A 12319-nucleotide genomic window follows, 5' to 3' on the forward strand; every position below is an offset into this window, starting at 1 on the left:
GTTCGGGACTGTCAGTGTACGGGGTGGTAGGCTGAGTTGGGACTGCGGAAATGGTTGGTGTCATAGAGGAATACTTCAAGGCAAATGAAGCTAGGGGTGTGGGCGCTGAGACATCCGGACGGCGGCCCGATGCAGCGGCGGGTCTTGACGCGGCGGACTATAAGGCGTTGGCGCGGCGTCTCGGCAGGACGCGGTTGCGCCAGCGGCTCAACACTCAGATTGATCATGCCGCCGGCGATGCGCACCAAGACGCGATCTTGCTCGGCCTGTCGCGGTTGTTGGATATTGACGTCTTGGCAGATCGCGCGGTCCGCCTGCTCGGCATCCACCGCTGGGGCTATCGCAACTTCCTGGATCTGCACTTGGTGGAGCGCCCGCTGCGACACCCCCGCCTACCCAAGGCGCTGAGTGGCCTGCGTATTCTGCAGCTGAGCGACCTGCACCTGGATTTGGATCCGGCCTTGGGCCACGTGCTACGCAGGCGCTTGTCCGGCGTCGATTACGACCTGGGTGTCATCACCGGCGACTTCCGCAACACGACGGACGCTGACCACGACCCGTCGGTGGCGGAGACGATGGCGCTGCTGGGCGCCTTGCGTCACCCTGTGTACGCAGTGCTCGGTAATCACGACTTCATCGAGATCGTGCCGCCGCTGGAGCGCGCCGGCCTGCGCTTCCTGCTGAACGAAGTCGTAACGGTTCGCCACAATGGCGCTGTGCTTTACCTGGGCGGCGTCGACGACCCGAACTTCTACCGCACCCATGACCTCGCCGCCGTGCGGGAAGCTATTCCGGATGACGGCTTCTCGCTGCTGCTGTGCCATTCGCCTGAGACCTATCGGGAAGCCGCGGGTTATGGCTTCGACATCATGCTCTCCGGGCATACGCACGGCGGGCAGATTTGCCTCCCCGGGGGCTACGCTCTGGCACGGGTTTGTGATGCGCCCAGGCCCATGCAGGCGGGCCCGTGGCAGTACCGTGGGCTGGTGGGCTACACGTCCGTCGGCACCGGCTCATGCGGCGTACCCCTGCGCTTCTTTTGCCCGCCGGAGATCACCCTGCACCGCCTGGAACAGGGCTGATTGGCACGTCTTCCGATTGCCGGAAGGCCATCGCGCTGCTAACGTGCCGGGCGCAGCCGAATGCCGCGCTTTGAGGAGTCTCGATGGCTACCAGCCTGCTCGCCCTGCTCGACGACATCGCCACGGTCCTGGACGACGTGAGCGTTCTCACAAAGGTGGCCGCGCGTAAGACCGCGGGTGTCCTCGGCGACGATCTGGCGGTGAATGCCGAGCAGGTGACGGGCGTGCGTGCGCAGCGGGAGATCCCTGTGGTCTGGGCCGTGTTCAAGGGCTCGCTGCTGAACAAGGCCATATTGGTGCCCGTGGCCCTCGTGCTGAGCGTCATCGCCCCTTGGGTCATCACACCGCTCCTGATGGCGGGCGGCCTGTTCCTTTGTTACGAAGGCTTCGAGAAGCTTTCCCATAAGTACCTGCACCCACAAGACGATTTCGATCGCCATCAGGAGATCGCGGATGCCCTGAACGACCCGAACGTCTCCATGGCCGATCTGGAGCGCAAGAAGGTCAAGGGCGCCATTCGCACCGACTTCGTGCTGTCCGCGGAGATCATTGCCATCACCCTCGGTATCGTTGCCACGGCGGCGTTACCGATGCGCATCGCCGTGCTCGTCGGCATCGCGCTCCTAATAACGATTGGCGTGTATGGTCTTGTCGCTGGCATCGTCAAGCTGGACGACCTTGGGCTCTACCTGACCAAGCGTGAGGGTAAAGGGCTGTGGCGCGAGGTGCAGCACCGTATCGGCCGGGCCATCCTCGCCGGTGCGCCCTATCTCATGAAGGCGCTGTCCGTGGTGGGCATGATCGCCATGTTCTTGGTGGGCGGTGGCATTTTGGTGCACGGGCTGCCCGCGCTGCATCACGGGATCGAGCATCTGCGCCACGTCGTGCATGGTATGCCCGCACTGGAGGGCTTGCTGGGTGTGCTCGCCAACGGGCTCGTCGGCGTCGTCGCGGGGGCGGCAACACTCGCCGTCGTAACCTATCTGGGTCGGCTGCGCGGCGGCGCGGTTTGACTCCCCGGCGGCGTCGCCGTCAACCGTGAGTGCGATATTGCGGGTTTGGCGGGCATTCTTGCTCGCGGGCCGCTTTCTGACGCGCTGGCCCTTTCCAGCGGCGGCTGACGCGCCACCGACCCTCTACGGTAGCGCTGCACCCTTCTTCCCCGTGATCGGGCTGCTGCTCGGCGCCTTGCTCGCCGGGCTCGCGCTCGGTGGTCACGTGTTCGGCCTGACGGCGGGCCCGGGCGCGCCGGCACTCGCCATGGCGCTGCTCGGTGTTTGGGTCTGGTCAACAGGTGCCCTGCACTTGGACGGCCTTGCCGATTGTGCCGATGCCTGGGTTGGAGGGCTCGGCAGCCGGGAGCGGACACTGGCTATCTTGAAGGACCCGCACATCGGTGCCATGGGCGTCGTCGCCCTAATCTTAGTGCTGCTCGCCAAGCTGACGGCACTCATGGTGATGTTGGATTTGGGCGGGCCGAGCCTTTGGGCGTTGCTCTGGGTGCCGGTGCTGGCGCGGGCGCAGATTCTGTGGTTGGCGCTGACCACGCCTGCCGCCAGGCGCGAAGGGCTGGGTGCCGTGCTCGGCGCTCACCTACCGCGTGCCGCGGCCTGGATCGCCGCTGGCGCCGCAACGGCAGTGTCGCTGGTGGCCGCCGCCGCCTACAGCCCGGTGACGGCCATGGCGGCGGCCGCTGCGGCGGGCTTGGGACTGCTCGCCTGGCGGCGCTCGCTGCTGGAGCGGCTCGGCGGTTACACGGGTGACGGCGTTGGGGCCCTGGTAGAGTTGAGCGAGACGCTGCTCCTGCTCACCACGGCGTTCGTGCTGGCGGCGGACACGGCAACGCCGGTAGTCTCCTAATGCTGTGTCGAGGCAGGCTGCAGCGGCCGGCTTGCTGGCGGCCACCGCGCCCGATTGCGCTTTCAGCCTGTACCTCAGGGCCGTGCGGCCACTGCCTCCATCGCAGCATCGTAGCGGGCACCGAGCGTGTCACGCAGACCCGCCGCCTTGGCGCCCGCGCACCCGCCCATCTCGCGCAGACGGGTCAGGAAGTCCTCGCTCATGCGCTCGCGGGCGGTGCGGTAGTAGCCCTCCGGGAAGAGGTCGTCGAGCACATCGAGCACGGTCATGCGGAAGCGGCTCACGAGCTCCTTGTTGAGGTTCTCCGTTCGCCGCCCGGACCGGTCGTTCCGGCACCGCGCGTTGTAGAGATCGAGCTCGTAGGCGGCCTCGACGGCTTCCACGAGCAGCTCGCGATCTGCCTCGGTCAGGAATTCTTCATCGACGACGGCAGCCGCCGGGAACGCCAGCCAGACGCAGACGAGTAGGGGGACGACGGCCCGCCGAAGCATCTGTCGGCGTCCAGTGTGCGTTGGAGCCGATCTGCGCTGAGCCCAGCCCTGTGTGGTGATGATCTGAGGCACGGCGCTCAACTGCGCCCATAGACCGGGACGGCTGCGCCGCTCACGCAGCGGGCGGCCCGCGAGGCGAGGAACAGCATCACGTCCGCAAGTGCCTCCGGAGGCACCCAAGTGGCGTGATCCTTGTCCGGCATGGCGGCGCGATTCTGGGGCGTGTCGACGGTGCCGGGCAGTATGCAGTTGACGTTGATATCGAGCTGCTTGGTCTCTGCGGCCAGGCTTTCGGTCAGCGAGACCACCGCAGCCTTGGACGCGCAGTAGGGGCCCATGTTGCCCTGGCCCTGCAGGGCCGCGCGGGCTGCGACGTTGACGACACGGCCGAAGCCTGCGGCGCGCATCAAGGGCAGCACCGCTCGAGTCATGTGGAAGACGGAGCGGGCGTTCAAGTCAAGCATGAGGTCCCAGGTGGCGTCGTCGGTCTCATCCAGTGTCGGGCCCATCGCGAAGCCGCCGGCGACATTGGCAAGGATATCGATGCGCCCGAAGCGCCCGCGCACGGCCTCGACGCAGCGCTGCACCGAGCCCGGGTCGAGTAGGTCGACGACGAAGTGCGCGGCGTCTGCATTCTGCGGCAGGCGGCTGATCAGTGCTGCGAGGGCGTCTGCGTCCCGGTCCAGCAGCGCAATGCTGGCACCGGCCTCGGCGAGCCGCTCGCACAGTGCCGTACCGAGGTTGCCGGCGGCACCGGTGACCGCCGCGACCTGGCCTTCGAATTCGCTCATGGATAAGGGTCTCCTGCTGGGGATGGTGTTGTACTCGCAGCCCCGTCAACTGAGGGCGTGCCCGCGCGGCGGCAACCCGACCAAGCGGCGGCGGCGCAATGCGGCGGCCAATGACAACTTGTATGATACCCGCATGATGCCAGCCAATACCGTCCGACCGGTTGTTGCCGGCGCATGCCGCCAGGGCGCGATGTCAGCCGGCTCGGCCCCCGATCAACGTGGTCGTCGGGGCAGGAGCCGGCTGCGTATGACGCGCCGGCAGCAGTTTTTTAGGTCGGGATGCTGGTCGATCTTCGGGGATGTTTGTGGCGCTGTCCCGCGGGGCTGTGCGGGATGGGGTCTGCATTGATGGAGTGGCTGTTCCTGCTGCTGCCGGTTGCGGCCGCCAGCGGTTGGTGGGCGGCGCGCCGTCGCCCGTCCAGCTCCCCCAAGGCCGAACGAGAGCCCGTGTTTTTCCGCGGCCTGAATTATCTGCTGAATGAGCAGCCGGACAAGGCCATCGATGTCTTTCTGAAGCTCGCTGAGGTGGACAGCGAGACGGTGGAGACGCACCTGGCGCTCGGGGCGCTGTTTCGACGCCGCGGCGAGGTAGACCGCGCCATCCGAATTCATCAAAACCTCGTGGCCAGGCCGACGCTCGCAGATCCGCAGCGTGGTGTCGCGCTCTACGAGCTTGGCCGTGACTATATGCTGGCCGGACTCTTCGACCGGGCCGAGAATCTGTTTCGGGAGCTGGTCGAGCGCCAACTGCAGCAACGGCGGGCGCTGCGGGCTCTCATCGAGATCTACCAAGCGGAGAAGGAATGGCCGAGATGCCTGGAGACGGCCCAGGCGCTGCAGCGCATCAGCGATGCGCCCCTGAGTACCGAGATCGCGCAGTATCACTGCGAGCTTGCCGAGCAATGTCTGCGCGACAGCAAGCCCGAGCAGGCTCGCTCCCACCTGCTGGATGCACAGGCGGTGGATGCAGACTGCATACGCGCCAGCCTGGTGCAGGCGCGAATGGAGTTGGAGAGCGGCGACCCGGAGACGGCCGCGCTGCTGTATCGACGCGTGGCCCAGCGCGGGCCACAGTATCTGCCGGCGATGTTGCCTGGCCTGCTGGCTTGCTGGCAGCGGCTGGGCCGGGACTCGGTCACCGGCGAGCTGCGGACCCTGTTCGAGCAGCACCCATCACCGCCGCTGATGCTGAGGCTCTGCGACGCCATCGAGGCCGAAGCTGGCGAGGCCGCGGCGCGGGCGTTTTTGGTGGACTATCTGTGCCGCCACGCCGACCTCTCCGGCGCCGAGCGGCTGCTGATGCTCCGTAGGCGAGGGCAGCATACGCACTCGGTGGAGGACGCCGTGCTCTTGGAAGTCATCGCGCGCCACCTCGCGGCGCAGCCGGTGTATCAATGCGACCACTGTGGCTTCGAGGCCCGTGAGCTGCACTGGCAGTGTCCGAGCTGCAAGCGTTGGGGAAGCATCAAGGCCGTCGAGCCCGAGCCCATCGCGGCGCCGCCGGCGCTGCGTCAGCGCCAGATCGCCTAACCCCCGCTTGGCACTCGACCCCGCATGTTGGTCACTCCCTTGTCGCAGGCAAGCAATCGAAGTCCGTTGCAACAGCCATGACCAGCCAAGCCGCACCGCGCATCATCGTCGCCCTGGACTTCCCCGACAGTGTGCCGGCGGAGGGGCTGCTGGAGCACCTGGATCCAAACCGTTGTCGTGTGAAGATCGGCAAGGAGCTCTTCACCCGCGCCGGCCCCGCTCTGGTGCGGCGTGCCGTAGCTGCAGGCTTCGGGGTGTTCCTCGATCTTAAGTTCCATGACATCCCAAACACCGTCGCCGGTGCTTGCGACGCAGCAGCGGACCTCGGGGTCTGGATGGTCAATGTCCACGCCCAGGGCGGGCCGGCGATGCTCGAGGCCGCCCAGGCACGCCTCGCCCAGCGCCGTGAGCGTCCGCTGCTGATTGCGGTCACCGTGCTCACCAGTCTTAGTGCTGCGGACCTTGCCGCCATTGGCTGTCCAGGTGAGCCTGCCGCACGCGTGCTCGGCTTGGCCGGGCTGGCCAAGGCTGCCGGCCTCGATGGCGTGGTCTGCTCGCCACGAGAAGCGGCGGCGTTGCGGGCACGGTTCGGCCCGGCGTTTCGCTTGGTGACGCCCGGCGTGCGTCCGGTGGGCGCCGCAGCAGCCGACCAGAAGCGGATCATGACGCCGGCTGACGCCATCGCCGCCGGTGCCGACTATCTGGTGGTGGGCCGGCCCATTACCGAAGCGCCGGACCCGGCGGCTGCTCTCGCGGCCATCGCTCGCGAGATCGCCGATTGAACACGGGCGTCGCCCCTGCCGCTGTGATGGTGGAGCGTGCGCGCACCCTTTAGACACAAGCAACACACAGCAGGAGTCGTTATGGCAAAAATCCGCAAAGCCGTCTTTCCAGTCGCGGGTCTCGGCACGCGCTTTCTCCCGGCCACCAAGGCGAGCCCCAAGGAGATGCTGCCAGTGGTCGACAAACCGCTGATCCAATATGCGGCGGAGGAGGCCGAGGCCGGCGGTGCTGAGCACTTGATCTTCATCACGGGTCGGCACAAACGCTCGATCGAGGATCACTTCGACAAGAATTACGAGCTGGAGATGGAGCTCAAGGAGGCGGGCAAGGACAAGCTGCTGAAGCTTGTGCAGAACGTGCTGCCGGAGCACGTTGACTGCATCTTCCTGCGCCAGCCGGAGGCTCTGGGCCTGGGCCATGCGGTGCTCTGTGCCAAGCCTGTGGTGGGAGACGAGCCGTTCGCGATCATCCTAGCGGATGACCTGATCCGAAATGACGAGAAGGGCGTCGTGGAGCAAATGGCGGAGGTGTACGAGCGCACCGGTGCCAGCGTGCTCAGCGTCGAGGAGGTGCCACCCGGCGAAACGGACAAATACGGCATCGTTGCCACCGAGGAGCAGCCCGATGGCACGCTGCGGGTGGTGTCCATTGTCGAGAAGCCGAAGCCCGGCGATGCGCCGTCCAATCTGGCCGTCGTGGGGCGCTACCTGCTCTCTCCCACCATTTTCGACAAGCTCGAGCAGACGCGGCCAGGTGCCGGTGGTGAGATCCAGCTGACCGATGCCATCGCCGCGCTGTTGCAAGATGAGCCGGTGGTGGCCTATCCCTTCGCCGGCAAGCGCTACGACTGCGGCAGCAAAGAAGGCTACCTGGAGGCAACGGTAGAGTACGCGCTGTCACACGCGGAGCTGGGGGCGAGCTTCCGCGACTACCTCAAGCAGCTCGACCTATGAGCCCGGGCGGTACGGCCCGGCGCCGCTCACGCGGCATCGGCGTGCCTAAGCGGCCGTTGCCGCTGGATAGCTGGAGAGGCGATTGCGTCCGGCACGCTTGCTGGCGTAGAGCGCTTGGTCGGCGTGGCGCAGCAACTCCTCGATATCGCCCGCCACCACCGGCAGCGTGGCCAGGCCAATGCTGACGCTCACGCTCACGGAACGAGTCGGGCCTCTGACAGGCGCGGCGGCAATGTGCCGAAGAATACGCTCGCCAACTCCCTGGGCAGCCGCCTCTGGTGCCGCGGGCAGTAGAACAATGAACTCATCGCCGCCGTAGCGGGCGACGACGTCGTCGGCGCGTACACAGTTGCGGATTGCAGTAGCGACGGCGCGGATGGCGCGATTACCGGTGTCATGGCCGTGGTGGTCGTTGATGGCTTTGAGGTTGTCGATGTCGATCATAAGCACCGACAACGACTCCTCGCGCCGGCGAGCCAGTCGCTGATGCTTGGACAAGGCCTGGTTGAAGGCCCGCATGTTGCCCAAGCCCGTCAGCTCGTCTGTGTCTGCGAGCTGCTCGGCGTACGCACGGGCGAAGCCCAAGTCCGCCGCCAGCAGCGAGGTGACATAGGCAACGAGCACGAAGGGGACGAAGCGCAGTATCAGGGCACTGAAGAGCTCGTAGCGGAAGATGTCGTGGGCCTCCACTGCATAGGCCGAGAGCAGGTAAAAGCTCGCGATCACCCCGAGCTTCAGGAGTGTAATAACCCTACCGAGCGTTAAGGCGCTGAAGACGACCACCAGCAGAAACAAGTTGAGCAATGGACTGTCCACCTTGCCCGTGTGCCAGACGGCTACTGCGGTCAGGCCGATCATCGCCCAGGTCTCAATGGTGAGCTTCCAGCGTGCCGGAAGGCTGAACAGGTTGGCGTAGCGGAAGCAAAAGACGAAGGTGGCGAAGATCACACCGGCGGCGAGGATATACAGCGGCCTCTCGACTGGCTCGTCCCCCGGCAGCGCCATGTAGACCAGAATGAGCGCCAGCAGCAGCCATTCGATCTCAGCAAGGGTACGCTCGAACCCCATGAGCTCCATGTTGTTGGCACCCCGCATGGTCTAGCTCTGCGAGCTCATACCGGCGATGCGTGGGCGGCGGGCGTTGCTGCTGCGTTGGCGGGCCGGCGGTGGTGCTCTCAGCCGAGCAGCGCTTGTTCCAGCCGGTCCAGTTTCACAGCGTCCAGGTAGGTTTCCAGCGTCTGCCGGTCGACATCGCTGCCTTCTACCTGCACCTGGATGCGGGTCCCGACAAGCAGCAGAATCCGGCTGCTGCCATCCTGATGCATTTCTAGCACGCCCCGGTACCCGCCGTGTGTATAGGGTGTGGCGCTCGGGTTGGCCTGCATCAGCGTGGTCATCATCGACAGCAGGGGCGAGTCCGCGGTAATGCTGATGGTGACGCTGCCGCCGCCTTCTTTGCGGTAGGTGCGCATGAGGCTCGTGCCCGTGAACATGGCGGCGATACCGCCGGCGTCGGTCACTGGGTCGTCAGCGTTCCAGCCGGGGAGCGGTTCCGGCAGCAGGCCCAGCTGCTCCGCCCTGAGCTTGTCCTGTATCTGGGTGACGGCGAACTCCAGTGCTTGAATGGCAAGTTGTTCGTCCCCGGCCCCATAGGCGCGCTTGGCGGCGTCGATTTGATCGATGACGGGATCGGCAAAGGATGGGGTTGCCGCGAGCATGAGCGCAGCAAGGTAGGTGATCGGGCGAGACATCGTTGCGGCTCCATTCGGTTGCGGGTGGCATGCCGTCGCAGGACGGGATGTGTCGCGATAAACCCCGTGAGTGTAATGGATATCATGGGATACGACGACTGCGGTCGGCTGCGGCTTCGGGCGGCGGCAAAGTCTGAAAGCTCTTAGCCGTACCGGACAGGAGGGCCGGCGAGCGGTCAGTAAAGCAGGCGGGAGAGCTTGGCGCGGTAGGTGGTCACCAGCGGGTCATCGCCGAGGAGGTCGAACACCATCAGCATGCCCTTGCGGGCGGCGTCGTCGCCGAAACTTCGGTCCCGCTGCATGACCGTCAGCAGATTGTCCAGCGCGGCTTGATAGTCCCCGGCTAGCACCTGCTGCGCGGCGAGACCGTAGCGGGCTTCGCTGTCGCCAGGGTCTGCGGCCAATCGTGCCGCGCACTCGCTTGGTGAGGGGGCGTTGGCGGCGGCCTCGGCGAAGGCGATTTGGCCCCGCAACCGAGCTACCTCCGGGTCATTTGTGAGCTCAATGGGCGTGCGCTCGAGCAGCTTCGCTGCGGTGTCGGGCTGGCCTTGCGCCAGCGCTAGGCGCACCTCCGCCGTGAACAAGCTCGTATTCTCTGGGTCCTCGGCCCGGACCTCGGCAAGCAGTGAAGCCGCCGCATCGAGCTCGCCGCGGGACATGTGCTCGGTCGCAATGGCGATGCGCCGATCCGTCTCGCTCTCGATATGGCGTGACAGGAACTCCCGGATCTGGCCCTCCGGAAGGGCGCCCATGAACTGATCGACAGGATGACCGTCCTTGAACAACTGGACTGTCGGCAGACTGCGGATACCGAACGCTGCGGCCAGGGACTGCTGGGCCTCCGTGTCCACCTTCGCGAGCAGGAAAGCGCCGGCATATTCATCCGCGAGCTTCGCGAGTACGGGCATCAATTGTCGGCACGGTGCACACCAGTCCGCCCAGAAGTCCACCAGCACGGGGCGCTGGGCGGAGCCGGCGATGACCGCTTGCTCGAAGTCTGCTTCGGTGACGTCGATCACGTGCGGCGATTGGGCCATGGAGCGCTCCTGTAGGGTCTGGCAACCAAGACAACCGTGGAAAATAATTGGTCCACCAGGGTGATTCAAGCACCCACCCGTTGCGCCCTGTCAGTTGGGAGACTGCCATGACTGAGCCGATGCATGTTGTCTGTCCGCACTGTGATGCAGTGAACCGCTTGCCCGTGACGCGGCTCGGCCAAGGCCCTGCCTGCGGCAAGTGCCACCGGCGGCTGTTCGATGGCCACCCCGTGGCGCTGGACGAGGCGCGATTCGAGCGGCATCTGACCCGCAGCGACCTGCCCCTACTGGTGGACTTTTGGGCGCCTTGGTGCGGGCCGTGCCGGATGATGGCCCCGGCCTTCGAGGCGGCCGCGGCGCAGCTCGAGCCTGATGCGCGACTTGCGAAAGTGAACACCGAAGAAGCTCAGCGGCTGGCTATGCGCTTCGGTATCCGCTCCATCCCGACGCTCGCGGTGTTCCGGCGTGGTCAGGAGCTCGCGCGGCAGGCTGGTGCCATGGACACTGGCCAGCTGGTGGCCTGGGTACGCTCTGTAGTGTAGGCGCACGTGCCTACCTCTGCCGGCTAGGCAGGCGGTGAGCCGACTTGGGCCAGCGGGGTTGCGCGGTTGCGTGGACAGCCTGCGGGCCGTCCTAGTAGTATCCGTTAGGTGATGCCCCGCCCCAGGGCCGGGGCAGCATGTGCCCCGAATTCGCATGGTTGGACACGGTAAACGGACGGACGTCCGTTACCGCGCAACCGCCTGCCTGCCACTATCGGACTGTCTGCCCGGAGGTCGCTTTGCACGAACCCGCCGTACTGGTCCTGGAAGACGGCTCGATCTTCCGCGGCCTGTCTATCGGTGCCGCCGGGCAGAGTGTCGGGGAGGTGGTGTTCAACACCGCCATGACCGGCTATCAAGAGATCCTGACCGACCCCTCCTACAGTCGTCAGCTGGTAACGCTCACCTATCCGCACATCGGCAACACGGGCGTCAATGCAGAGGATGAAGAGTCCGCACGTGTGCATGCGGCCGGGCTGGTGATCCGCGACCTCCCGGTGCGCTCGAGCAGCTGGCGCAGCTCACAGGACCTGCCCGACTACCTGCGCAATCAGGGTGTGCCCGGCATCGCCGACATCGACACCCGCCGACTCACTCGAATTCTGCGCGAGAAAGGCGCGCAGAACGGTTGTCTGCAGGCGGGGGCCGGCCTTGATGAAGACGCGGCACTGGCCGCGGCGCGTGCCTTTCCGGGCCTCGCCGGCATGGACCTCGCGTGCGAGGTGAGCACGGCCGAGGCCTACGACTGGACCGCCGGGCTCTGGTCGTTGGAGCTCGGGCAGGGCGCCCCGCTTGCAGCGGACGACCCTGCGCTGCAGTACCACGTCGTCGCCTACGACTATGGCATCAAGCGCAACATCCTGCGCATGTTGGCGGCGCGCGGTTGTCGCGTTACTGTCCTGCCCGCGCAGACGCCCGCGGCAGAGGTGCTCGCGCTGCGTCCCGACGGCGTGTTTCTGAGTAACGGACCCGGTGACCCGGAGCCTTGTGATTACGCCATCACCGCCATACGCAAGCTGCTCGACGCGGAGATTCCGCTGTTCGGTATCTGCCTCGGCCACCAGTTACTGGGGCTCGCCTGCGGCGCACGTACGGTGAAGATGAAGTTCGGCCATCACGGTGCCAATCATCCGGTGATGGATCTTGCCACGGGCGGCGTGATGATCTCGAGCCAGAACCATGGCTTTGCGGTGGACGAGGCGACGCTGCCCGCGACCGTCGAGGCGACGCATCGCTCGCTGTTCGACGGCTCGCTGCAAGGCATCCGCCATCGTGAGCGGCCCGCATTCAGTTTTCAGGGGCATCCGGAGGCCAGCCCGGGTCCCCACGACGTCGGGTATCTGTTCGACGGTTTCATTGCGGCCATGGCCGAGCGGGCCTAGGCGCCGCGCGGGGCCTGCCCGAACAGACCACTCTGCTGCCGACTCCTGGGACGCCGGACGCCATGCCGCCGCCGGCCCGCCGCGGGCCGGCTGCTACAGCCTAAGAGATAGCTAAGC

General features: G+C 66.1%; 13 protein-coding genes. 8 read left to right on the plus strand and 5 right to left on the minus strand.

Translation table 11 applies throughout. The features are described from left to right. Window positions 1–293: 293 nt before the first annotated feature. From I6U14_RS04740 to I6U14_RS04750, 3 genes are all read left to right on the plus strand, one after another. Window positions 294–1082, plus strand: a complete 789-nt coding sequence (locus tag I6U14_RS04740; RefSeq protein ID WP_296897297.1) for a metallophosphoesterase — start codon at window positions 294–296, stop codon at window positions 1080–1082. 83 nt (window positions 1083–1165) lie between these two features. After that, on the plus strand, window positions 1166–2095 hold the full coding sequence (locus I6U14_RS04745; RefSeq protein WP_296897299.1) for a DUF808 domain-containing protein: 930 nt from the start codon (window positions 1166–1168) through the stop codon (window positions 2093–2095). A gap of 25 nt (window positions 2096–2120) precedes the next feature. After that, window positions 2121–2942, plus strand: coding sequence for an adenosylcobinamide-GDP ribazoletransferase (locus tag I6U14_RS04750; protein WP_296897300.1), 822 nt, complete (start codon window positions 2121–2123; stop codon window positions 2940–2942). A 74-nt stretch (window positions 2943–3016) separates the two neighbouring features. Here I6U14_RS04750 and I6U14_RS04755 read toward each other — a convergent pair whose 3' ends face one another. Beyond that, window positions 3017–3433, minus strand: coding sequence for a hypothetical protein (locus I6U14_RS04755; RefSeq protein WP_296897302.1), 417 nt, complete (start codon window positions 3431–3433; stop codon window positions 3017–3019). Between the two features lie 77 nt (window positions 3434–3510). Continuing rightward, complete coding sequence (locus I6U14_RS04760) at window positions 3511–4224, minus strand: SDR family NAD(P)-dependent oxidoreductase (RefSeq protein WP_296897304.1); 714 nt, start codon at window positions 4222–4224, stop codon at window positions 3511–3513. 333 nt (window positions 4225–4557) lie between these two features. Between I6U14_RS04760 and lapB the strand changes: the two genes are divergently transcribed. From lapB to galU, 3 genes are all read left to right on the plus strand, one after another. Next, window positions 4558–5754 (plus strand): lipopolysaccharide assembly protein LapB, encoded by a 1197-nt coding sequence (gene lapB / locus I6U14_RS04765; RefSeq protein WP_296897306.1) that lies wholly within the window; start codon window positions 4558–4560, stop codon window positions 5752–5754. Window positions 5755–5831: 77 nt separating this feature from the next. Continuing rightward, the gene (gene pyrF, locus I6U14_RS04770; protein ID WP_296897307.1) at window positions 5832–6536 is read left to right on the plus strand and encodes an orotidine-5'-phosphate decarboxylase; all 705 of its coding nucleotides are present in this window, start codon (window positions 5832–5834) and stop codon (window positions 6534–6536) included. An 81-nt stretch (window positions 6537–6617) separates the two neighbouring features. Then, complete coding sequence (galU, locus tag I6U14_RS04775; RefSeq protein ID WP_296897309.1) at window positions 6618–7490, plus strand: UTP--glucose-1-phosphate uridylyltransferase GalU; 873 nt, start codon at window positions 6618–6620, stop codon at window positions 7488–7490. Between the two features lie 45 nt (window positions 7491–7535). Here the strand turns inward: galU and I6U14_RS04780 are convergent, their stop codons facing one another. The 3 genes from I6U14_RS04780 to trxA form a co-directional block, all read right to left on the minus strand. Beyond that, the gene (locus I6U14_RS04780; protein ID WP_296897311.1) at window positions 7536–8585 is read right to left on the minus strand and encodes a GGDEF domain-containing protein; all 1050 of its coding nucleotides are present in this window, start codon (window positions 8583–8585) and stop codon (window positions 7536–7538) included. Between the two features lie 80 nt (window positions 8586–8665). Beyond that, window positions 8666–9241, minus strand: a complete 576-nt coding sequence (locus tag I6U14_RS04785; protein WP_296897313.1) for a hypothetical protein — start codon at window positions 9239–9241, stop codon at window positions 8666–8668. A 176-nt stretch (window positions 9242–9417) separates the two neighbouring features. Then, on the minus strand, window positions 9418–10278 hold the full coding sequence (gene trxA, locus I6U14_RS04790) for a thioredoxin (protein ID WP_296897315.1): 861 nt from the start codon (window positions 10276–10278) through the stop codon (window positions 9418–9420). Between the two features lie 107 nt (window positions 10279–10385). Here trxA and trxC point away from each other — a divergent pair, with 107 nt between their 5' ends. Both trxC and carA read left to right on the plus strand, forming a co-directional pair. Further along, the gene (gene trxC / locus I6U14_RS04795; protein ID WP_296897317.1) at window positions 10386–10820 is read left to right on the plus strand and encodes a thioredoxin TrxC; all 435 of its coding nucleotides are present in this window, start codon (window positions 10386–10388) and stop codon (window positions 10818–10820) included. 239 nt (window positions 10821–11059) lie between these two features. Further along, window positions 11060–12202 (plus strand): glutamine-hydrolyzing carbamoyl-phosphate synthase small subunit, encoded by a 1143-nt coding sequence (carA, locus tag I6U14_RS04800; protein WP_296897319.1) that lies wholly within the window; start codon window positions 11060–11062, stop codon window positions 12200–12202. Window positions 12203–12319 lie beyond the last annotated feature (117 nt).

This window comes from Thiohalocapsa sp. (assembly GCF_019695415.1).
Lineage (GTDB): Bacteria > Pseudomonadota > Gammaproteobacteria > Chromatiales > Chromatiaceae > Thiohalocapsa.